The organism is Providencia sp. PROV003 (assembly GCF_045040775.1).
In the GTDB taxonomy this organism is placed as follows: domain Bacteria; phylum Pseudomonadota; class Gammaproteobacteria; order Enterobacterales; family Enterobacteriaceae; genus Providencia; species Providencia huashanensis.
In genome coordinates, this window is sequence record NZ_CP096369.1 from 1,065,045 (window position 1) to 1,087,241 (window position 22,197).

General features: G+C 41.5%; 18 protein-coding genes and 3 tRNA genes. 14 read left to right on the forward strand and 7 right to left on the reverse strand.

Annotated features, from left to right (window positions below):
- Positions 1-433 precede the first annotated feature (433 nt).
- Together rarD and M1F14_RS04820 are read right to left on the reverse strand one after the other, a co-directional pair.
- Positions 434-1,327 (reverse strand): EamA family transporter RarD, encoded by an 894-nt coding sequence (rarD, locus tag M1F14_RS04815; RefSeq protein ID WP_042845837.1) that lies wholly within the window; start codon positions 1,325-1,327, stop codon positions 434-436.
- A 159-nt stretch (positions 1,328-1,486) separates the two neighbouring features.
- Positions 1,487-1,957 carry a thioesterase family protein gene (locus M1F14_RS04820; protein WP_042845835.1) on the reverse strand — a complete coding sequence of 157 codons (471 nt, stop codon included), beginning with the start codon at positions 1,955-1,957 and terminating at the stop codon, positions 1,487-1,489.
- A 156-nt stretch (positions 1,958-2,113) separates the two neighbouring features.
- Between M1F14_RS04820 and pldA the strand changes: the two genes are divergently transcribed.
- From pldA to M1F14_RS04845, 5 genes are all read left to right on the forward strand, one after another.
- A complete protein-coding gene (gene pldA, locus M1F14_RS04825; RefSeq protein WP_042845834.1) occupies positions 2,114-3,004 on the forward strand; it encodes a phospholipase A in 891 nt (296 codons plus the stop codon).
- Positions 3,005-3,115: 111 nt separating this feature from the next.
- Positions 3,116-4,942 (forward strand): ATP-dependent DNA helicase RecQ, encoded by a 1,827-nt coding sequence (gene recQ, locus M1F14_RS04830; RefSeq protein ID WP_048605799.1) that lies wholly within the window; start codon positions 3,116-3,118, stop codon positions 4,940-4,942.
- Positions 4,943-4,962: 20 nt separating this feature from the next.
- Positions 4,963-5,958 (forward strand): lysophospholipase L2, encoded by a 996-nt coding sequence (pldB, locus tag M1F14_RS04835; protein ID WP_042845831.1) that lies wholly within the window; start codon positions 4,963-4,965, stop codon positions 5,956-5,958.
- A gap of 13 nt (positions 5,959-5,971) precedes the next feature.
- Complete coding sequence (gene yigL / locus M1F14_RS04840; protein WP_042845830.1) at positions 5,972-6,784, forward strand: sugar/pyridoxal phosphate phosphatase YigL; 813 nt, start codon at positions 5,972-5,974, stop codon at positions 6,782-6,784.
- Between the two features lie 228 nt (positions 6,785-7,012).
- A complete protein-coding gene (locus M1F14_RS04845) occupies positions 7,013-7,816 on the forward strand; it encodes a tetratricopeptide repeat protein (RefSeq protein ID WP_042845828.1) in 804 nt (267 codons plus the stop codon).
- 3 nt (positions 7,817-7,819) lie between these two features.
- Here M1F14_RS04845 and M1F14_RS04850 read toward each other — a convergent pair whose 3' ends face one another.
- The 4 genes from M1F14_RS04850 to rsgA form a co-directional block, all read right to left on the reverse strand.
- Positions 7,820-8,158, reverse strand: a complete 339-nt coding sequence (locus tag M1F14_RS04850) for a hypothetical protein (RefSeq protein WP_181468830.1) — start codon at positions 8,156-8,158, stop codon at positions 7,820-7,822.
- 7 nt (positions 8,159-8,165) lie between these two features.
- Positions 8,166-11,507, reverse strand: coding sequence for a miniconductance mechanosensitive channel MscM (mscM, locus tag M1F14_RS04855; protein ID WP_042845826.1), 3,342 nt, complete (start codon positions 11,505-11,507; stop codon positions 8,166-8,168).
- Positions 11,508-11,537: 30 nt separating this feature from the next.
- Positions 11,538-12,437 (reverse strand): archaetidylserine decarboxylase, encoded by a 900-nt coding sequence (gene asd, locus M1F14_RS04860; RefSeq protein WP_042845825.1) that lies wholly within the window; start codon positions 12,435-12,437, stop codon positions 11,538-11,540.
- A 198-nt stretch (positions 12,438-12,635) separates the two neighbouring features.
- Positions 12,636-13,688, reverse strand: coding sequence for a small ribosomal subunit biogenesis GTPase RsgA (rsgA, locus tag M1F14_RS04865; RefSeq protein ID WP_042845824.1), 1,053 nt, complete (start codon positions 13,686-13,688; stop codon positions 12,636-12,638).
- A gap of 145 nt (positions 13,689-13,833) precedes the next feature.
- On the opposite strand from rsgA, the gene orn reads away from it, so the two are divergent.
- The 4 genes from orn to M1F14_RS04885 all read left to right on the forward strand — a co-directional run bounded on the left by orn (position 13,834) and on the right by M1F14_RS04885 (position 14,949).
- Positions 13,834-14,379 (forward strand): oligoribonuclease, encoded by a 546-nt coding sequence (gene orn, locus M1F14_RS04870; protein ID WP_042845823.1) that lies wholly within the window; start codon positions 13,834-13,836, stop codon positions 14,377-14,379.
- Between the two features lie 262 nt (positions 14,380-14,641).
- Positions 14,642-14,717, forward strand: a tRNA-Gly gene (locus M1F14_RS04875).
- A gap of 40 nt (positions 14,718-14,757) precedes the next feature.
- Positions 14,758-14,833: transfer RNA gene (locus M1F14_RS04880), tRNA-Gly, on the forward strand.
- A gap of 40 nt (positions 14,834-14,873) precedes the next feature.
- Positions 14,874-14,949, forward strand: a tRNA-Gly gene (locus M1F14_RS04885).
- 685 nt (positions 14,950-15,634) lie between these two features.
- On the opposite strand, the gene queG is transcribed toward M1F14_RS04885, so the two are convergent.
- A complete protein-coding gene (gene queG, locus M1F14_RS04890) occupies positions 15,635-16,816 on the reverse strand; it encodes a tRNA epoxyqueuosine(34) reductase QueG (RefSeq protein WP_042845822.1) in 1,182 nt (393 codons plus the stop codon).
- A gap of 293 nt (positions 16,817-17,109) precedes the next feature.
- On the opposite strand from queG, the gene tsaE reads away from it, so the two are divergent.
- The 5 genes from tsaE to hfq all read left to right on the forward strand — a co-directional run bounded on the left by tsaE (position 17,110) and on the right by hfq (position 22,190).
- Positions 17,110-17,574, forward strand: a complete 465-nt coding sequence (gene tsaE / locus M1F14_RS04895; protein WP_042845821.1) for a tRNA (adenosine(37)-N6)-threonylcarbamoyltransferase complex ATPase subunit type 1 TsaE — start codon at positions 17,110-17,112, stop codon at positions 17,572-17,574.
- Positions 17,575-17,588: 14 nt separating this feature from the next.
- A complete protein-coding gene (gene amiB, locus M1F14_RS04900) occupies positions 17,589-18,875 on the forward strand; it encodes an N-acetylmuramoyl-L-alanine amidase AmiB (protein WP_042845820.1) in 1,287 nt (428 codons plus the stop codon).
- A gap of 13 nt (positions 18,876-18,888) precedes the next feature.
- Positions 18,889-20,850, forward strand: a complete 1,962-nt coding sequence (gene mutL / locus M1F14_RS04905) for a DNA mismatch repair endonuclease MutL (RefSeq protein ID WP_181468829.1) — start codon at positions 18,889-18,891, stop codon at positions 20,848-20,850.
- Entirely contained in the window at positions 20,843-21,784 is a 942-nt protein-coding gene (gene miaA, locus M1F14_RS04910; RefSeq protein ID WP_042845818.1) for a tRNA (adenosine(37)-N6)-dimethylallyltransferase MiaA, read from the forward strand. The genes mutL and miaA overlap by 8 nt, the downstream gene beginning before the upstream one ends.
- A 106-nt stretch (positions 21,785-21,890) precedes the next feature.
- A complete protein-coding gene (gene hfq, locus M1F14_RS04915) occupies positions 21,891-22,190 on the forward strand; it encodes an RNA chaperone Hfq (RefSeq protein ID WP_042845817.1) in 300 nt (99 codons plus the stop codon).
- The last annotated feature ends 7 nt before the right edge of the window (positions 22,191-22,197 follow it).

Genomic DNA, 22,197 nt, shown 5'->3' on the forward strand with positions numbered 1-22,197 from the left:
TACAAGCGGCGTACAATATAATTACCAAGTTCCTATTAAGCAATCATTAATTGAAAAAAATATAGAATTACTTTTATATCAATAAGTTGTTTATAGAAGAGTCAGTTAATTGATGAGAATTTAAGATAGGTTAAATGATAGCTATTTTTAGAATAAAATCAAGCCAAATGAGATTGTTGTAATTAATTGATTTATATGATTATTTTTGATTTCTTTATGGAGTGTGAGAATTAATCTATCTGGTTTTGATTAACTCTAAGTATTATTCATAATAAAAAATTAATATTCTTTTTTATCATCATTGCATTAATTAAATTAATTATTTTTGTTCCATATAATGAAACACCGACTTTCTTTTTATATTAAAAACAAAGTCGGTGTTTGAAATTGGCACTGTTTATCCACTATGCAGCTTTATATAAATTGCGATAATTTATTTCTTCCTCAGCTTTTGTTGAGTATATAAAGCATCTAATGTAAACAAAACTAATGCAATCCAGATAAAGCCAAAAGTTACTAATAATTCAGTGGTCATGACTTCGCCATACACAAAGACCGCCAGCAAGAACATAATACTTGGCCCCATATATTGGAAAAACCCAAGGGTGGATAACCGTAAATGGTTTGCTGCCTCTGTGAATAATAATAATGGCACCGTCGTAATAACACCCGCGGCAATCAATAGAATATTCAAGTGCCAATCATTGACAGCCATGTTACTGGTAGGGCTATCTGCAAAAAATAATAAGAAAATAACGCCAACAGGTAGTAGCCATAATGTCTCGAATGTCATCCCTGTTTGAGCATCTACGCCAAGTTTTTTACGTAATAAACCATACGTTGCAAATGTTACAGCTAGACTTAAGCCGATAACGGGGACTGAACCGAATTGCCAAAGTTGGATTAATACCCCAGTTAAGGCAAGCGCGACGGCAAACCATTGCATAGGACGGAAGCGCTCTTGTAAAAATAACATACCAAACAATACGTTAACTAATGGGTTGATAAAGTAGCCTAAGCTTGCTTGTAACATATAACCATTATTAACAGACCAAATATAAATTAACCAGTTGCAAGCAATTGTTGTCGCTGTCACGCCGAGAAGTAATATTTTCTTGGGTTGCTTGAGTACTTGACGGACATAATTCCAATGTCGTGAAACGGTTAATAACAAAATCATAAAGAAAAATGACCAGATAATACGATGAGTCAGGATTTCTTCTGCGGGCACTTCTTGGATACTTTTAAAATAAATAGGTGCGACACCCCAAATAAAATAGGCGCCTAAGGCACATAATACGCCTTTGGTAGTATTTTGCTGGCTCATTGTTGGCTCTGAAATTGAATTAAAAACTAAAAGAAATTTATACAGAGATACCGAGCCGTTTTTTGTGCGGCTCGATTTTTGATGCCACTAATGTGACATTGCTCAGGTTTTTTTACAAGTTAATAGTTTACTAAGTGACTAATTATTTACAACACTAACTCAACCAACGAGATAAGTAGCGGTCGCGGTCGCAATATGTTGGTTATTTTCATTATGTAATTCACAACGGGTGACGGCTATTTTATTGCCGTCTCTTAATAAACTGGCACTCGCGGTAAATACTTCACCACGTCCAGGACGTAAATAATCCACGCGTAGATCAATTGTGCCCATTCGCGACATTTTATCCACAATTTCTGTATGTGATAGCGGGTCAATGCGCTGCAATATGCGGTTAATACACACCATTCCGCCAGCAACATCTAAAATAGAGGCAATCACACCACCATGTAGAATATTTTGAGTGAAGTTGCCAATGAGTTGTTGGCGGTTTTCAATTGTTAGCTGAACAAAATCATCATTCATATTGGCCAGTTTAATGCCGAGTAATTGGTTAAAAGGCATTTTGTAGATAAATGCATGGCTCATTAGCTCACTGGCTTCTTCTAAGGTATAGATACGGTCATTCATCATGTTCATCCTTTGAATAAAATGTAAATGATAAGTTAACATTATGTATAAATTATGTCTCTAACAAACGTATGAATAATCTTTCAACAGTCTGTGGGTTTTATGTGTAAAATAGGACAAACTTTTTTTTGACGATGTTGAAAATAGGAATGACTAATGCGTGCTTTAGCAGTGTTATTGAGTGCCGTGCTCTGTTTTTGGTCTGCTTCTCTATCTGCGACTGAAATTAATTCCCAGTCAAATCAGGATATAACGAGCAACACACCAATCAGAGGGAGCATTATTTCAGGGTTATTACAAAATTATGATAACCCTTTTGTGTTGTATCCGTATGAATCAAATTACATCATTTACACCTATACTTCCTCGATAAATAAAAATGCGATTTCGAGCTACAACTGGGGGGATGATGCATTAAAAGATGAAGTTAAATTTCAATTAAGTTTAGCCTTTCCTTTATGGGAGGGGATTGCAGGGGATGATTCCATTCTCGCGGTCTCGTATACACAACGTTCTTGGTGGCAACTGAGCAATAAAAAAGAATCTTCTCCTTTTCGTGAAACCAATTATGAGCCGCAGGTTTTTGTCGGCTGGCTAACCGATTATCAACTGGGTGGCTGGACTTTGCGTGAAATTGAAACTGGTTTTAACCATGAATCAAATGGTCGTTCCGACCCAACCTCACGTAGCTGGAATCGGGTATATGCAAGGATGATGGCACAAAATGGCAATTGGCAAGTTGACCTAAAACCTTGGTACCGTATTCATGAAAGCGAAGGTAGCGATGATAACTCAGATATCACAAAATATATGGGATATTACCGCCTGAAAGTCGGTTATGCGCTGGGTGACAGTGTGTTTACAACCACGGGTCGTTATAACTGGAACACCGGTTATGGCGGTGCTGAATTAGGTTGGAGCTATCCAATTAGTAAACATGTGCGAATTTATACTCAGTTGTTTAGCGGATATGGCGAGTCAATGATAGACTACAACTATCGCCAAACTCGATTTGGTATCGGTGTTATGTTAAACGACATGTTGTAATCTAAGGTTAGCTCAACCTGATTTTGTTAGTTAGAGCTAAATATCTTTTGATGAATCAACAAATTCGCTGCTCAACTGGGCAGCGACTTGTTTTATAGATTGAGGAAGTTTGTGTCAACTGCTTGTGTCATTAACCAACTTTCGCTGGCTGAAAATGTGCTTAACAGTACATTTGGTTACCAGTCATTTCGCTCTGGGCAAGATGCAGTTATTGGGGCTATCCTTGATAATCGTGATTGCTTAGTGTTAATGCCAACAGGGGGCGGCAAGTCCTTATGTTACCAAGTGCCTGCTTTAGTAAAAGAAGGGGTTACCTTGGTGGTCTCTCCTCTTATTTCACTGATGAAAGACCAAGTAGACCAATTGCGGTTACACGGTGTCAGTGCGGCTTGTCTAAATTCATCGCAAACCTCCCAAGAACAGCGCCAAATCATGGAATTATGTAGCCGTGGTGACATTAAATTATTATATGTTGCCCCTGAGCGGTTACTGACTGATTATTTTCTGAGCCAATTATCGAATTGGAATATCAGTTTGCTGGCGGTTGATGAAGCGCACTGCATTTCACAATGGGGGCATGATTTTCGCCCTGAATATCGTTCATTAGGTCAGTTAAGGCAATCTTTGCCTGATATCCCCGTTATGGCATTAACGGCCACCGCAGATGAAACAACTCGAGCAGATATTATTCGCTTATTAGAGCTGCGTGATCCTTTGGTTCATGTGAGCAGTTTTGATAGACCAAATATTCGTTATACCCTAGTAGAGAAATATAAGCCTTTGGATCAACTTTGGTTTTTTATTAAAAGCCAAAAAGGGAAGGCGGGGATCGTTTATTGTAATAGCCGTAATAAAGTTGAGGAAACCACCGAGCGCCTGCAAAAACGAGGCTTGAGTGTTGCAGCTTACCATGCGGGGCTAGAGGCTTCACAACGAGAGTGGGTACAAGACGCCTTTTTAAAAGATAACTTACAAGTTGTGGTTGCAACAGTGGCTTTTGGAATGGGCATCAACAAATCCAATGTACGGTTTGTTGCTCACTTTGATATTCCTCGTAATATTGAAGCATATTATCAGGAAACGGGTCGTGCGGGGCGTGATGGCGTTGAAGCCGAAGCAATTCTATTTTATGACCCAGCAGATATGGCATGGCTGCGTCGTTGCCTTGAAGAAAAACCCGCAGGTATGCAGCAGGATATCGAGCGGCATAAACTGAATGCGATAGCCGCTTTTGCGGAGGCTCAGACCTGTCGTCGCTTAGTCTTACTGAACTACTTCGGCGAAAATCGACAGCAGCCTTGTGGTAATTGTGATATTTGTTTAGACCCACCGAAACAGTATGATGGGTTAATTGATGCACAAAAAGCGCTTTCTTGTATTTATCGTGTTGGTCAACGCTTTGGTATCGGCTATATTGTTGAGGTGTTGCGTGGTGCGAATAATCAACGGATACGGGATTTAGGGCACGACAAGCTGCCTGTTTATGGTATCGGTAAAGAACACAGTAATGAGCATTGGGTTAGTGTGATCCGCCAATTGGTACATTTAGGCATGATCACTCAGAACATTACACACTTTTCTGCACTGCAACTCACCGAAGCCGCTAGGCCAATATTGCGAGGTGAAAGTGCATTACAACTCGCAGTTCCTCGTGTTTTAGTGGCAAAAAGCCGTAATCAACAAAACAAAATTTATCATGGTAATTATGATAAGAAGCTATTTGCGAAATTGCGTAAATTACGTAAATCGATAGCAGATGAAGAAAATATCCCACCATTTGTGGTATTTAATGATGCGACACTTATCGAAATGGCCGAACATACACCAACCTCTTCGGTTGAGTTACTGTTAATTAATGGCGTTGGTGAGCGTAAGCTTGAACGTTTTGGGGATGCATTTATGACGCTTATCCGAGACCATCTTGAAGGTTATGAATGAATAAATAAGGAAACTACCGGATGACGCCTGAAAGCCTAAAAGAAAGCTGGCTGAATCGAGAAACTCAATTTTCTGCCTTTACCAATGGCCCCCTTTTAGATTTCTGGCAGCACCGTGAAGAATTTAATTTCCTTGGTGTTGATGATATCCCTATTCATTATGTCCGGTTTATTCATCCTACCCACCATAAAGCGGTCGTCATTTCACCTGGTCGAAGTGAAAGTTATGTGAAGTATCCTGAAGTAGCATATGATTTTTATCATTTAGGCTATGACGTATTTATTATAGATCATCGTGGTCAAGGGCGTTCAGGCCGTATGCTGACAGACCCTCAAAAAGGGCATGTTGAAAAGTTCACTGACTATATTGATGATTTTGAAAAATTTATCGAATTAGAGGTTAAGTATCGCCATTACCCAAAATGTTACGCATTGGCGCATTCTATGGGGAGCGCAATTCTTGCAGGGTATTTATTGCGCGATAGCCTCACCTTTGATGCTGCGACTCTGTGCGCACCGATGATTGGTATCAATCTGCCAATGCCTCGTTGGATGGCGAGTTTTATTGTTGATAGGGCAGAATCGCGTGAGAGTGTGCGTAATGATTATGCGGCATCAACAGGTAAGTGGCAGCCTTTACCTTATTTAATCAATGTATTAACACACAGCTCAGAGCGTTATCGGCGTTATTTGCGTTACTATGCGGATTACCCCGAATTACGTTTAGGTGGGCCAACATACCACTGGTTGCGTGAGAGTTTTGCGATGGGCGATGAGCTAATTGCGAAAGCGGGGGACATTGATGTACCACTGATGGTGTTGGAAGCCAGCGAAGAAAAAGTGGTCAGCAATAAAGAGCTACAAGCTTTTTGCCAAAGTCGGCAAAAAGCGCAAATAGGAAGAGAAGAAAAATTACCTCTCGTCATTGAAGGGGCACACCATGAAATCCTATTTGAAGTGGATGCGTTAAGAGCTATGGCACTCAACGCTATCTGTGATTTTTTTGAGCAGTATTAGTTAGGGTTTGAATATGAAATATCCAGTAGTTGCCTCCGATTTAGATGGGACATTACTATCTCCCAATCATGACTTAACGTCTTATACCAAAGACACATTAAAACAGTTAGTTGAAACACAAGATATTCATTTTGTGTTTGCTACTGGGCGCCATCACGTGGACGTTGCACAAATCCGCGATGGCTTAGGCATCGATGCTTATATGATCACTTCAAATGGTGCTCGTATTCATAACACACAGGGTGACTTGATTTTTGAGCACAATGTTGATGCCCAAATCGCCCATGAGCTTTGCCTAATGGAATTTGATAACCCAGAGCTCGTCACTAACTATTATCATGGTGATGATTGGTTTATTAACCGAGAAAGCCCAGAGCAAAAAGAGTTTTTCAAAGAATCGGTGTTTAATTATCAACTGTTTGATCGACATAACTTTAAAACCTCAGAAGTTTGCAAAGTTTATTACACCAGTGAAGATCATGATCTATTAGTGGATTTGCAGCAGCGAATTCAGGATCGCTGGAAAGATAAAGTGAATGTCACATTTTCTTTGCGTAGCTGTCTTGAAGTTATGGCTGGGGCGGTTTCTAAAGGTGAGGCCTTGAAGCAAGTTGCTGGGTTACATGGCTATGCTACAAATGATTGTATCGCATTTGGTGATGGCATGAATGACAAAGAGATGCTTACCATGGCTGGAAAGGGTTGTATTATGCAAAATGCCCACCAGTTACTGAAGGATGCGTTACCGACGATGGAAGTGATCGGTTCAAATAGTGATGATGCTGTTGCTCGTTATTTAAGAAACAAATACTTAAGTAACGTATAGTGTTGAGGTAAGCCCTTCAGTAATAAGTTGGGTAAGTATGGTATTTACCCAACTTATTTATACTTAATTTAGAAAGCTAGCCAGTTGGGACTGAAATTCGGCGAAACGTGCTTTTTAAGTCAATTAGGTCATTTTTCCTATTTTTTCTCACAAAGAGAAAATTTACACTAGGGGTCTAGGTGTTTGGGTCGATATTAATGGATATAGCACTGTTGAGGGTTTCTTAGGATGAAAAAAATTGCGTTAGCATTGTTGGTGAGTTCTGTTTTTTATAGCTCAGTATTAATTGCAACACCGAGTGCAGCTCCTACTGCTGCAACCACAGAGCAAGAACCCACGATAGAGCAGATTAAACAATTAGCGCAAAAAGGTGACCCTGAAGCTCAATTCCAACTTGGAGAACGTTATTTTAAAGGTAACGGGGTTTCTCAAGACTCGAAAGCCGCAGCGGATTGGTTTGTTCGGGCTGGGAACCAAGGGAATTCTGACGCACAGTTTAGGCTTGGCACCATGTTTGTGAATGGTTTTGGTGTTCGTCGTGACTATGATAAAGCGATGTTATGGTATGAGCAAGCTGCGGAAAATGGTGATACCCGCGCTGAAACCAATATGGCAATGATGTATGCTCAAGGCTTGGGCGTCCCGCAAAATTTAGAAAAGGCCGCTTTTTGGTTTAGAAAAGCCGCTCAAGGCGGTAATGTTATTGCCCAATTCCATATTGCTCAGATGTATTCGATTGGCAGTGGTGTTGATTTAGATGATGAAAAAGCTGTCTTTTGGTTTAGAAAAGCCGCCAAACAAAAAGATGCCAAATCCCAAGACCGTTTAGGGGTGATGTATTCAGAAGGGCGTGGTGTTAAGAAAAACTTACAGCAAGCTTATGCATGGTTATCTACCGCAGTTTATAGTGGCAATGCGGAGAGCCGCCGTTTGCAAAGTAAAATTGAAGAGCAATTAGAGAGCGCAGACTTACAACAAGCGCAGAAACTGGCTGAAAGTTATATTAAATCCTACGGGAAAAAAGCCAGTTGATTGTTAGTTTGATGGGCCGGAGATAATTCTGGCCCCTGCCATTATAAGTAGTGACAATATCAGGTAGCTCCAACTCAACCGATAAAAGCGGTTATAACCCCACCCCCGTCGGATACTCAGCTGTACCTCTTTAGAAGAAAGCGTCGCCGTCATCATGCGAAATATCACAATGTAGACTAAGCAATAAGTTTGCCATAGGTAGAGTGTATTAAATGCGAAACTTTTACCAACGATTAATAAGATAATTAATGGGATCAAAAAGAATAAAATTGACCCAACTCGTTCAAGTTGGGCAATCCTCAGCTTAATTAGCTCATCTTGATGCTGTGGCTCTAGCGACATAATCGGTTTACAACTCCCCAGACTTACGAGCAGGATTACGCCCAGAGAGGTTGTTAGTTGCACTCTGCAGTGAGTTATCGCGCACATCGACCCTCGCTTGGAATGGTGGGAATGGTAAGGTAATCCCTTGTTCAGCAAAGGAAACTAAAATATTTTGGTGGATCTCATGACGAGCCGGTAAGCGGTGCCCCATCTCAGCTGCATAGACACGTAACTCAAATATTTGAATCCCTTGCTGTAAATCAACCAAATACACTTCTGGCGCTGGGTTATCTAAGATCATCGTAGAGCGATTCGCTGCACGTAAAATAGTGTTAGTCACTAACTCACTGTTGGCATCTGATGGTGCGGGGATGGTCATAACGATACGGGTGATAGTGTCAGAAAGTGACCAGTTAATAAATTGCTCGGTAATAAAAGCCTTGTTCGGCACAATAATTTCTTTTCTATCCCAATCTGTTAGGGTCGTTGCCCGGGTATTGATTTTGGTGATGCTACCCGTTAAGTTACGAATAGTCACGGTGTCCCCGATACGAATTGGTTTTTCAAATAAAATCATCAAACCAGAAATAATATTGGCAAAAATTTCTTGTAAACCGAAGCCAAGCCCAACCCCCATTGCCGCGATTAACCATTGAAGTTTTGACCAGTCAATCCCTAACATAGAGAAGCCGACAATGGTACCAATAAGGGTGATACCATACTTGGTTAGTGTACTGATAGCGTAGCCAGTACCTGGCGTTAAATCTAAATGCTGTAATACTGCAAGTTCCAATAAAGCTGGAAGGTTACGAACTAATTGAGCCGTTACAATAATCGTTAAAATGGCAATAAAGATAGAACCCATCGTGATAGGCTGAATAGTATCAACACCATTTACTGTGGAAGTCACATCCCATAAGCGAATATTTTCTAAGAAAGAAAATGCAGTGTGTAATTCTGACCACAGCCAAATAAGTGATACCAAGGCTATCATGGTTAAAATTGAGCGTACCAGCCCAACAGATTGGGTACTGATAGTATCAAGGTCAATGACCTGTTCTTCGATATCAATATTCCCTTCGCTACTGGCACTTGCTTGTTGGTTGTCATCTTCACCTTTGGCTCGTTGTGCCAAAATCTCTGCACGGCGCTGCTTAGCACGCTCAAACGCAAGCTTACGGCGTTGCATCGACATCCATCGACGAATGGTGTGATATATAATGAGGATCACAAACCAAATTGCCACGGAGGTTTCTAAGCGGGCGAGTAGGGCTTGTGATGTTGAAAAATAGCCTAAAATAGAGAAAAATGCGGCAATGATGGGGGCGAGTAATATCATCCACCATAGTGCTTTATTAACAATATTTTCCCCAGACCCATGTCTATCTATATACAGCGGAATTTGTGAGCGACGTAGGTTATTAGTAATTAGGCTTAATGCGATACACAAAAAGATGAAGCAGAAACGGCCAATACTTGCCGCAAATTCCCTATCACTATAATGTTCAAAGGTAATAATGGCCATAACGAGAGGGACGATAACAAAAATAGCCATACGGTAATAACGCATCGCTCGTTTGACAGCGTCTTTGTCCCAACCAAAGTGGGAAATAAATAACCCCGTTGGGCGAGAGAAGGTCTCACTGATCATAAACAGCCATAAAAGTGGTGTGGTTGCACTCACGCCAAAACCAATGGCAACGGCCATCGGATACTGCCATGCACTTTGTAACCCATAACCTATAGCGGACCACATCATTGGTAATGGCAGTGCCACAATAATAGACCAGAAAATAGTACGGATGGTTAAATAGAAGCGGTCTTGCGTCACTTTACCGATACGTAAACTGGAGCGATCAAGGAATGCTTGGTAATGTTTGCGAGTACTGATGCTAAAAATGACCAGTGCTATTGAACCTAAAAGATATAAAAAAGTATCTTGGGTTGTCACCATAACACTGAGTGCGCCAGCAAGCTGGGACAAGGTATCAAGTGACAGTAACTGGGTAATATCTGTGACTAGCAATACGGGATAACTGATGCTAATTGGCGGGACATCAGCTACCCAAAATAGGTAGCGGTTAGACGCATCTTTTACTTCTTTTAATGCATCTGTTAATTGCCCTGTCGCAACATTTAACTTTGTCAGTTCTAACATTTCAGCGTCAAGGCCTGAAATCAACGAGGTTAATAGCTCCCGACGTGTTTTGATTAAAGATTGATAAACCTGAATTTGGGCTGCATTTAGCTCATTAGCCGTTTCTTGTTCGCGGGTATCAATTTTAGTTAGTCTATCAAGGCTATCTTCGTAATTTAAGCGTTGGACTCGTAAATCAGCCATTTCACGGTCAAGTTGCTGGCTTTTAGGGATATCTGGCAAACGAGAAAGCTGTGTCCTCAATGCTTCCCCTAGAGTACTCGAACTACTGATCCATTGAGCTTGCTCGCGAATGGTTGTTAATGCTTGGCGAGCATCGCGAATACTGGTAGAGATTTCCGATTGGCTGGTGGTAATCGCACTCATACGTTGAGCTTGAGCCGTTAATTCTTGTGACATTTTACGGTTGACATCAAGCTGTTCTTTCAAAAAGGGCGTTAATTCACCTTGTTCAGCCAACATTTCTGTATGTTCTAAAGCTAAAATGGCTTTTTGTTGGCGTTGAGTATTTTGAAAGTCACGTAATTTTTGAAGCTCAAGCTCCATGCGTTGATAACGTTTTTTATATAACTCTAAAGTAATACGTGAAATTTCTTGGCGATTATTGGCGGACAACTGCGCCATTTCTAATTCATTAACGGCTGATTTGCGAGCACTTACTTCCGCTTGAGCTAAGGTATACTGGGCTTCAGCCAAAGGCGTTGATGGAGTACTAAGGGATTGAAAGCGTGATGTTGCTTCAGTGAGTATACGCCTTGCTTCAGAAAGTTGTTGTGGCAGTACATTTAATGACTCACTGATCTCTCGGCCTTTATCTTGCTCCTGTTGGGTTAGACGGCTTTGGTCCAGTAATTGGCTACTGAGTTGAATAATACGCTGGTCTAATTCCCCTAAACTAATCCCAACTGGGATAGGGGCAGGTTGATCACTTTCGTTAAGTAGCTTTTGTCTTAGCTCCTTAATAATATTAGGGAAATCATCAATAGCTTTTTGATAAGATTTTGCTTTAGCTTCAGAATCACGAGTTTCGTTTATCCAATTGAGTGCGCCTTGTAACGCTTGAGCTATTTCTGCATCTTTGGGGTTTTTACTCGAATCAAGTTGTTTGAGCTCCTGCTTAATCTGTGCTTCATCCTGCGCCGCCGTAGGCGCCGCAACGGAAGAAAAAACGATTAACAGACTAACAAAAAAACTGATAATCAAACGCACAGTAAGGAGCTCCTTTAAGGAATGAGTGATTTACTTAACTTCAGTTGGTTCTTCTGCTGGTTGATCTGCTACAGTTTCAGCGAGTAATTCACCCATACGTGTAGCATAACCAGGGATCAGCGATGGGTTAAAACTGATTTTATTGGCTTCAAATAAGTTAACCACCGTTGAACCAAGTTTAAAAAGCCCCATTTCTTCGCCTTTTCTCAGGAAAATAGCACCTTCAGAACCTAATTCAGGGTAAACCCAACGCTTGATTACACCTTCACGAGTCGCATTCACACAGCCGCTCCAGACTGTATCTATACTACCTACGATGGTTGCACCAACAAGAATTTGCACCATTAAACCAACTGGAGTGTCAAAAACGCAAATCAAGCGCTCATTACGCGCAAACAGATTCGGGACGTTTTGTGCCGTCAGTGGGTTCACAGAAAATAGGTCACCAGGGACATAAATCATTTCTTTGAGCAAACCATCACATGGCATGTGGACACGATGGTAATCACTTGGCGATAGATAAGTCGTAATAAATTGGCCACCGCGGAAATGCTCAGCTAATTGATATTGCCCAGCGAGTAATGCTTCAACGGTGTAATTGTGGCCTTTTGCTTGAAAAATAATGCCATCATTAATTGAACCAAGTTGACTCACCGCACCGTCTGCGGGCTGGGCAAGTTGATTATCTTTTTCAACGATTGGGCGTGCATCTTCTTTTAGCAGACGGATAAAAAACTCATTAAAGGTAGAATAAGCGGTCAATTCACTTTTTTGGGCTTCATTCATATCCACTTTATAGGCTTTTACAAACAGCTTAATTGCCCATTGTGTCAGAAACCCTGCATTTCGGCTCGCAAACCAGCCTGCGAATTCAGTAAGGCATTGTTTTGGAAGCATATATTGCAAGCGAATTTTAAATTTATCTAGCACGTTAACCTCTGGTTTTTAAAGGTATGTTAGCAAAAGGGCGGCTATTGTACACAGTTTACTCGCCATATTTCAAACGGTAGTAGGGGGTACCTAAGTGACAGGGAAATACATGTCTTTGGGGTTACCCAATTTTACTGCCGAACACTACTTAGAACTATTTAGAGCCGTAAACAACAAGATTGTAAGCGCTCACTAACTTCACTTGTCTTTCGCTGTAAAGTTACCGCGGGGTTTGACCTGTTCCATACTCTCTAAGATGCGATGGTAGTTTTCAAAGCGTGATTCGGCAATTTTCCCTGTATCTACGGCTTCACGCAGCAAGCAACCAGGATCATCCAAATGTTTGCAATCACGGAATTTACAACCACCAAGGTATTCTTTAAATTCGACAAATCCTTTCGTCACTTGTTCCGTGGTTAAATGCCACAAACCAAATTCACGAACTCCGGGGGAGTCAATCACATCACCACCTAGCGGAAAATGATACAAACGCGCTGTTGTCGTTGTGTGCTGGCCTAACCCAGAGTTGTCTGAAACGTCATTAACGAGAATCGCCTCTTCATTATGCGGAAGTAACGTATTTAGTAAACTAGATTTACCGACACCGGATTGCCCTACAAATACCGACATTTTACCTGCTAGTATGTTAGTAAGTGCTTCCATTCCTTCATTAGTATGGCTAGAGACCTCGAGAACTTGGTAGCCAATATCACGATAAATAGTCATTAAATCGCTTACCCATTCGCGATTCTCTGTATCGAGTAAATCGACTTTGTTTAACACGATAATGGGTTGAATTCCGATGGTTTCACAAGCCACAAGATAGCGATCGATAATATTGAGAGACAGTTCAGGTAAAATCGCTGAAACCACCACGATTTGGTCAATATTTGCAGCGATTGGCTTTAAACCATCATAATAATCTGGACGAGTTAATACTGAGTGGCGGTCATGCACAGCTTCAACGATACCATTAACTTTAATGTCACTTTGTGTGTTTAAGGCAGGGCGCCATACCACTTTGTCCCCAGTCACCAGAGATGAAATGGTCCTACGCAAGTTGCAGCGTTGTATTGTGCCGTCGAGAGCCTCAATATCTGCATGTTGCCCAAACCGGCTGATGACTAGGCCTTCTTGCGCTTCGCCTAATTGGCTATCATCAATCTCAACTGTTTTTTGCTTTTTAAGCCTTTTTTGATGATTTTCCTGAACGCGGCGCTGTTGGCCTTTGGAAAGTTTCTGTTTAGCCACCTGTCCTCTCTTCGCTATTGGTAGTCGTTTAGAATATCAATTATACAGTAAGTTGTTAGTAGAGCTTGCTAAGGCAATACCTGTCACTTAAGGCATGAACAGTGCTATCATACCTTAACTTCATAGAATGCAGTTAGGGTATATCATGCAAAAGAATGAGAATAATTTAATTTGGATCGATTTAGAAATGACTGGTCTCGACCCCGTTCGTGATCGCATTATTGAAATTGCCACTATTGTAACAGATAGTCATCTTAATATTTTAGCAGAAGGCCCCGTAATTGCAGTACATCAGACTGATGAGCAACTTGCGTTAATGGATGAATGGAACGTGAATACTCACACCAACAGTGGGTTAGTTGAGCGCGTACGTAAAAGTACAGTGAGTGAGCGTGAAGCGGAGTTAGCCACTATTGAGTTTTTAGAAAAATGGGTTCCTCAGGGGGCATCCCCAATTTGTGGTAATAGTGTTGGGCAAGATAGGCGTTTTCTGTTCAACTATATGCCTGAATTAGAACGCTATTTTCACTATCGTTACCTTGACGTTAGTACGCTAAAAGAGCTTGCTCGCCGTTGGAAACCTGAGATTTTAGCGGGTTTCACTAAGAAAAATACTCACCAAGCCCTTGATGATATTCGTGAATCAGTCGCTGAGCTAGCTTATTATCGAGAGACATTTATTAAAGGATGAAAAGGTTTATAAATCTGCGGTCAATAGGCTGGTATAAGTATTATTGTTGAGTAAGTTACCAATGTTAATGTATTGAAATCAGATTTTTACAACGTTTGTTGATAAAATCACCATTGTGACTATTTTGTCGGCAAACGAATAAAAAAATTAAAAATTTGGGTCTAGGGGCTTGCTAGAATCTGAATTTTTCGTATAATGCGCTCCCCGTACCGATGAAGTTTTTGTAGTTAAGTCGGCACGTGGAATACCTAGAAATGGTGATGCGGGAATAGCTCAGTTGGTAGAGCACGACCTTGCCAAGGTCGGGGTCGCGAGTTCGAGTCTCGTTTCCCGCTCCAAATTTTCTTGGTGTTTTAGCTAAAGCACTATTTTCGTGATGCGGGAATAGCTCAGTTGGTAGAGCACGACCTTGCCAAGGTCGGGGTCGCGAGTTCGAGTCTCGTTTCCCGCTCCAAACTTTCTTAGTGTTTTAGTGATAGCAATACCCACCAAATGCGGGAATAGCTCAGTTGGTAGAGCACGACCTTGCCAAGGTCGGGGTCGCGAGTTCGAGTCTCGTTTCCCGCTCCAATATTTTCTTATCGTATTATTTTCTCTTATTACTCTTTCGTATTATTTACTCACACTTAAATCTAAGTGAAATCACGTATCGTTATAAATTCTGACGATCGACTGCTTTTTGGTACATATAATTTCTACAAGCTAGGATCGACGCGGCTTAAACGATCTTTTCCAGATCTTATTCCGATTTTTACTTGCATTCATCATCCGGTCGCCATAGAATAGCCACCCCTTGCTAATAGGGTGTTCTATTTGGTGTTTTATTTAAAAGTGGTTAGGTTAGCTTATTAGACAAAAAATTATTTTTTACCGGGTTTTACTCTTTTTTCATGGTAACTTGGTCTTTTAGTCACTTTATATCGATTAATCAACGTAAAATCAGTTTTTTTCTCTTATTACCTCATTGAAAAGTTATCCACAGCCTCGCCAATCTTAATGGACGATTATTGTCGTTTGAAATAACTTATTGCACAGAGTTATCCACAGAATGATAGGTTGTTTTTGTTTACATTATCAAGATATGACTTGTTAATTACTCTTTTGTAACCCATTGATTTTTAGTGGTGGGATATATTTTTCTAAAATGTGTTGAGCACGACTTGCAAATTCTTTACCTATTGGTAGCTAAGCCTTTTTTTATTTTATTCACATCTGTTTGACAATTCTTTTTTTTGAATATATAGCCGCGCTTTTTTTAGGCGTCTCTAGGCAAACCTTTAGTAATGGCGCGTACAAGACGCTTTTGTTGTGAAGTTTGAATTGTTACTTGATTTTCGTTGCGTCGATTGAGCTGCTGTTGGATTGCCCAGTGGAAGTGTTCATCCAGCATCCCGTTGATCCCTAAACGGTTTTGTAAGGCAAGTACAATGTTATCTTGGTAGGGGGCATTACCTAATGCTACGCTAATATTGCGTAACCATTTGATATAACCAATTCTGCGGATCGCCGATCCTTCTGTCAACGTTAAAAATTTATCTTCTGTCCATGAAAAAAGCTCAAGAAGTTCAGGGGTGTGCAACGCTCGTCTCGGGCTGAAATCTTCTTCATCGGTAAGCTGTGAAAAACGGTTCCATGGGCAAATCAATTGGCAGTCATCACAACCATAGATGCGATTTCCCATTAATGGCCTAAATTCTTCAGGAATAGCGCTATCTAACTCGATAGTAAGGTAAGAAATGCAACGCCTTGCATCTACGGTATAAGGTTCGACAATCGCGCCAGTGGGGCAGGTCGTCATACAAGCCACACAGCGCCCGCAACCCTCTTCGATAGGTTGATCAATAGGCACTGGTAAGTTAATCAATAACTCGCCTAGAAAAAACCAAGACCCTGCCTCACGATTTAATACGAGAGAATGTTTCCCTGTCCAGCCTAAGCCTGCTTTAACGGCAAGGGGACGCTCTAAGATAGGTGCTGAATCGACAAAAGGCCTAAAGTTAAGGTCGTCAACATGGATACCATTTGCTAGCATCATCCCATCAAATTCGCGACAATAGGCTAAAATACGGTCAGAAAGTACTTTTAAACGTTTTTTCAATAGCTTATGATAGTCACGGCCAAGAGCATAACGGCTAATATAGCCTAGCTCTGGGTTATTCAGTGTACTGGCAAATGCGGCTTTGGCTGGAAGGTAGTTCATGCGTACACTGATGACGCGTAATGTGCCGGGGTGTAATTCATGAGGTCTAGCACGCATCATACCGTGGCGGTTCATCCATTCCATTTCTCCATGGTATTGTTTGTCTAACCATGCTTGCAGCTTGGGTTCTTCTTCAGATAGATCTGTATCGCAGATCCCCACCTGTTGGAAGCCCGCTTCAATGCCCCATTGTTTGATATTCTGGGCCAGAAGATTGAGATCGAGGTATGTCGCCATAGATCCTATTATGGTAAAGGTTAAAACGGCAGGCACTCTATCATGTCCTGTGTTTTTCATCAAAATACAGGAAAAAAATGCCTCAATAATTTAGAACTATTATAGGATATTTCTGATCTCATCATTCAAGTCATGTTAATTAAGAAAAATGGCCCGGCTTGGGTTAAGATAAGCAGTAATAATGATATTAATTGTTATATCTGTTATCCATTATTGCGCGATGAACAATAATGCAAAAGATCTTAGGCCTAAACAGGCTAGATAGTTCACTAATGACGTAATCAAAGAACAATATGAAAGAACGTACAATACAACTTGCCAACGAAGAGCAAACTGTTGCGCTAGGTTGCACTATCGCTAAAGCTTGCCAGCAAAATACCGTGATCCACTTGTTTGGAGATCTTGGGGCAGGGAAAACAACCTTCAGCCGTGGTTTCTTGCAGGCTCTTGGTCATCAAGGTCATGTAAAAAGCCCAACTTATACATTGGTTGAGCCATATGAATTAGCGGGTCGTCAGGTTTTTCACTTTGACCTTTATCGCTTAGCCGATCCCGAAGAACTTGAATTCATGGGGATCCGTGATTATTTTTCTGAAAATTCGATCTGTTTGGTTGAATGGCCGCAGCAAGGTAAAGGTTTTTTGCCTGAAGCGGATCTTGAGCTCCATCTAACCTATCAAGGTGAAGGGCGTCAGGCTCACTTTATTGCTTTGTCTGCAAATGGGGAGTCGTTGTTAGAAGCATTATCCCTACTTTAAGGAAGCTATTGCTCATGTTGAATGCATCAATACATAAAATAACAAAAAAGGGTTTTTTTACTGTTTTCTTCCTGTTTATGTTATCGATAGTGTGGTTGTTTGTTGCGAAAGCACAGGCAGCGACGTTGTCTAATATTCAAGTCAGTAATAGCCCATCACAGGCAGAAGTGACCCTAAGCTTTACCGATGGTAAGCCTGATTACTCGTATTTTCCATTGCATTCACCTGAGCGCCTTGTTATTGATCTAAAACAACGGGGCGAGATCATTGGGCTCCCCCTTAAAGTCCCCGCGGGTGATTTAGTTAAATTGGTGCGCTCGAGCCAACCGTCAGATAATCAACATAAAAGAGTCGTCTTGGAGTTGTCTCGGGCTGCAAAAACTAAAGTGCAACTTAAGCAAGTTTCTGGCCAATACCAATTAATATTTACCATTTATACCGGTAATTCAGCAAATTCAGCATCACTAAATCGGACGAGTAGTGCAGCGGCTCCAGTGGCAAATAGTGCGTCGGATAAACCATTAAAAATGAATAAGCCAGCCCCTGTTGCAACACCTGTTCCCGTAAATAATAAGCAACTGCCAAAAGGCTCTAAACAAGTTGTAATTGCGATTGATGCAGGGCACGGAGGAAAGGACCCCGGGGCAATTGGTAAAAATGGTTACAGAGAGAAAGATGTTACGCTCAGTGTTGCACGCAAGTTATATCAGCGCCTTGAGGCGGACCCAATGTTCAAGCCCGCAATGACGCGTGATGGCGACTACTTTATTTCAGTCAGCGGTCGCTCTGAGGTTGCACGTAAAAAAAGCGCTAACATGTTAGTGTCTATACATGCGGATTCTGCGCCGAATAGCCGTGCTCGTGGGGCTTCTGTATGGGTATTATCTAACCGGCGTGCAAACAGTGAATTAGGTAGCTGGTTAGAGCAACGTGAGAAACAATCGGAACTATTAGGTGGGGCAGGTGATGCGCTTAGTGGTGCTGATCCTTACTTAAGCCAAGCGGTTTTAGACCTGCAATTTGGTCATTCCCAACGAGTTGGTTATGATGTTGCGGTTAAAGTTATCGAACAACTACGGAAAGTTGGCAATATTCATAAAAAAACACCAGAACATGCAAGCCTTGGTGTACTTCGCTCTCCTGACATTCCATCAATTTTAGTTGAGACAGGGTTTATCAGTAATACAGCTGAAGAGCAATTGTTGAAATCCAATGAATATCAAGACAAAGTTGCTGAAGCTATTCATTTAGGGTTACGCCAATATTTCCTTGCGAATCCAATACAAGCGGCACCACGCTAAGGGGTTTTGGGTCATGGCAATACACATTCTCTCTCCTCAACTCGCAAACCAAATTGCCGCAGGTGAAGTGGTTGAAAGGCCTGCCTCAGTAGTGAAAGAGCTTGTTGAGAATAGCCTTGATGCTGGGGCTACACGGGTTGATATCGATATTGAACGTGGGGGAGAGAAACTGATCCGCATCCGTGATAATGGCTGTGGGATTAGCAAAGATGAGCTGATCCTCGCTTTAGCACGTCATGCAACCAGTAAAATCGCAACGTTAGATGACCTTGAAGCGATTATGAGTATGGGGTTCAGAGGGGAGGCTCTTGCCAGTATTAGCTCGGTTTCACGTTTGACCTTAACATCAAAACCAGCAGATCAAACAGAAGCATGGCAGTCTTACGCTGAAGGTCGGGATATGGAAGTGTTAGTTAAGCCCGCGGCCCACCCAAATGGCACAACCGTTGAGGTGTTAGATTTATTCTATAACACGCCAGCACGGCGCAAATTTATGCGTACAGAAAAAACGGAATTTGGCCATATCGATGAAGTTGTTCGTCGTATTGCGTTATCTCGCCCTGATGTTGCTATTAACCTGACGCACAATGGCAAATTGGTGAAGCAATATCGTGCTGCCCATGATGAAACTCAACAAGAAAGGCGGCTTGGTACCATCTGTGGTACCGCTTTTATGCAAGGCGCATTGAGCTTATCTTGGGAACATAGTGACCTTGCTATTAAAGGCTGGGTGGTTTCACCATCGAATATGCCAGTTAGTGAAGCACAATATTGTTATGTGAACGGTAGAATGATGCGTGACCGGCTGATTAATCATGCAATACGTCAAGCTTATGAAGGGCATTTAGAAGAAAACCAGCAGCCTGCCTATGTCCTTTATTTGACCATTGACCCGAAACAGGTTGATGTTAATGTGCATCCGGCAAAACATGAAGTGCGTTTCCATCAGGCTCGCTTAGTCCATGATTTTATTTATCAGGCTGTTCGTACTGTACTACTAGAAGCAGCATCAATTGGTGAATTGCCTGGTATTGAACCTGCAAATGCAGAATTTGAAAACCGTACCTCAGCAGGGGATAATTATTTTTCTTCTGTATCTTCTTCAACGAAGCTTGCTGAAACTGAACATGACGCTCGGGAGCCACTGAAACCGTCGTACGAGTCGTACGAAAAGGAGAGCAGGGAAAAGCAAGTTGCAGAGCCTTTGCTATCACAGCCAAAAGCGACATATTCAGGGGCCATAAAGACAGAATCAAAAAACCTCGCACCGGCCTACGACAAAAAAGCAGGTAGCCTTTACCAAAGCTTAATGTCGATCCCTGTTGCCCCTGAAGATAAAAAAACGCTATTTCCAGAAAGGCAAACTATAGATAACCCGCAAGTTACGTCACAATCTGTAGCAAAAAATGCGGATGACTACCTTTTTGGCAAAGTATTGACAATTTACGCAAAAAACTTTGCATTAATTGAGTCTTCATTAGGGTTAATCCTGCTATCCTTAACGGAAGCTAATTATTTATTGAAACTTGCGCAATTGTCACCTGCGGAAGGTGGTTTAAAGCCTCAACCATTGTTAATCCCTCTAAAATTGTCACTTAAAAGTGATGAAATAGAGGTTTTACAGCGGTACAAGGAACAATTGACAATATTTGGTATCGAAGCCACGATATTTCATGGAAAAGTAACAATTCATACGGTATCGTTACCACTAAGAACACAAAATTTATCACAGCTTTTTTCTGACTTGCTCGGTTTTTTATCGACAAAAGAAAGCGTAACCGATGAAGATATCGCACAATGGCTCGCTAAAGCGATTTCACAGGTGAAACCAGATGAAAGCTGGAGTTTAGCTCAGGCTGTCCAGTTGCTGGCTGATGTTGAGCGGGTTTGTCCGCAGTGGGTGAGAAATCCTCCATCAACATTATTACAATTAATTAATTTACAATCCGTGGTAGCTACACTAACAAATGAGTGATTTAGTAACTCAGAAAAAACCTGATGCAATATTCTTAATGGGTCCAACGGCCTCAGGTAAAACCGCTTTAGCGATAGAACTTCGCAAGCATCTGCCTGTGGAAATAATTAGTGTCGATTCGGCATTAATTTACCGTGGAATGGATATTGGTACAGCAAAACCAACGGCAGAAGAACTCAGCCAAGCTCCCCACCGTTTGATTGATATTCTCGATCCAGCTCTCCCGTATAGTGCTGCCGACTTTCGCCGTGACGCATTAAATGTAATGGGGGAAATTACAGCACAAGGTAAAATCCCATTATTAGTAGGCGGTACGATGCTGTATTTCAAAGCATTGTTGGAAGGGCTTTCACCATTACCTTCTGCAGATCCTGCTATCCGCTCAGAAATCGAACAAATTGCACAAAAACAAGGGTGGGATGAAATTCACCGTCGTTTGGCTGAGGTGGACCCGGTTGCGGCAGCAAGGATCCACCCTAATGATCCACAAAGATTATCCCGTGCTTTAGAGGTATATCTCATTTCGGGGCAAACTTTGACTGAAATGACACAAACAGCCGGTGAAGAATTGCCTTATAATGTGTTTCAGTTTGCTATTGCGCCACAAGATCGTAAAATTTTACATGAGCGTATAGAACAACGTTTTCATCAGATGATAAACGCGGGCTTTGAAGATGAAGTGCGAGCGCTTTATCAACGAGGTGACTTACATGTCGATCTCCCTTCAATTCGTTGTGTGGGGTACCGGCAAATGTGGTCATACTTAGATGGCGAAATTAGCCATGATGAAATGATTTATCGGGGGGTCTGTGCAACTCGCCAATTGGCAAAACGCCAGATTACCTGGTTAAGAGGCTGGGAAAATATTCACTGGTTAGATAGTGAACAACCTCAGCAAGCGCTTGACACAGTTATGCAGGTTGTATGTGCATAGGACTGATGTTTGTGTACAATTAGAACGTTAAGCGCAATTTTTGAGTAGTTAATTTTGGAATCTTAAAGATTCTCTTTTAAAAACAACAAAATAAGGAAAACATAGAATGGCTAAGGGGCAATCTTTGCAAGATCCGTTCCTGAACGCATTACGTCGTGAAAGGGTTCCGGTCTCTATTTATCTCGTTAATGGCATCAAATTGCAGGGGCAAATTGAATCTTTTGACCAATTTGTCATTTTATTAAAAAACACAGTTAGTCAGATGGTTTATAAACACGCTATCTCTACTGTTGTCCCTGCTCGCCCTGTCTCCCACCATAGCGGTACTGGTGGCAGCACTGGTACTGGTAATGGTAATTACCATTCAGGTGCTCCGGCAGCGCAAGATGGCGAAGTAACTGAGTAAGTTTGTA

Coding starts and splice junctions, on each gene's coding strand:
- pldB (WP_042845831.1), top strand. CDS start 4,963: ATGACGCCTGAAAGCCTAAAAGAAAGCTGGCTGAATCGAGAAACTCAA.
- miaA (WP_042845818.1), top strand. CDS start 20,843: ATGAGTGATTTAGTAACTCAGAAAAAACCTGATGCAATATTCTTAATG.
- M1F14_RS04820 (WP_042845835.1), bottom strand. CDS start 1,957: ATGAATGACCGTATCTATACCTTAGAAGAAGCCAGTGAGCTAATGAGC.
- queG (WP_042845822.1), bottom strand. CDS start 16,816: ATGGCGACATACCTCGATCTCAATCTTCTGGCCCAGAATATCAAACAA.
- M1F14_RS04845 (WP_042845828.1), top strand. CDS start 7,013: ATGAAAAAAATTGCGTTAGCATTGTTGGTGAGTTCTGTTTTTTATAGC.
- M1F14_RS04850 (WP_181468830.1), bottom strand. CDS start 8,158: ATGTCGCTAGAGCCACAGCATCAAGATGAGCTAATTAAGCTGAGGATT.
- mutL (WP_181468829.1), top strand. CDS start 18,889: ATGGCAATACACATTCTCTCTCCTCAACTCGCAAACCAAATTGCCGCA.
- rarD (WP_042845837.1), bottom strand. CDS start 1,327: ATGAGCCAGCAAAATACTACCAAAGGCGTATTATGTGCCTTAGGCGCC.
- orn (WP_042845823.1), top strand. CDS start 13,834: ATGCAAAAGAATGAGAATAATTTAATTTGGATCGATTTAGAAATGACT.
- tsaE (WP_042845821.1), top strand. CDS start 17,110: ATGAAAGAACGTACAATACAACTTGCCAACGAAGAGCAAACTGTTGCG.
- pldA (WP_042845834.1), top strand. CDS start 2,114: ATGCGTGCTTTAGCAGTGTTATTGAGTGCCGTGCTCTGTTTTTGGTCT.
- hfq (WP_042845817.1), top strand. CDS start 21,891: ATGGCTAAGGGGCAATCTTTGCAAGATCCGTTCCTGAACGCATTACGT.
- amiB (WP_042845820.1), top strand. CDS start 17,589: ATGTTGAATGCATCAATACATAAAATAACAAAAAAGGGTTTTTTTACT.
- yigL (WP_042845830.1), top strand. CDS start 5,972: ATGAAATATCCAGTAGTTGCCTCCGATTTAGATGGGACATTACTATCT.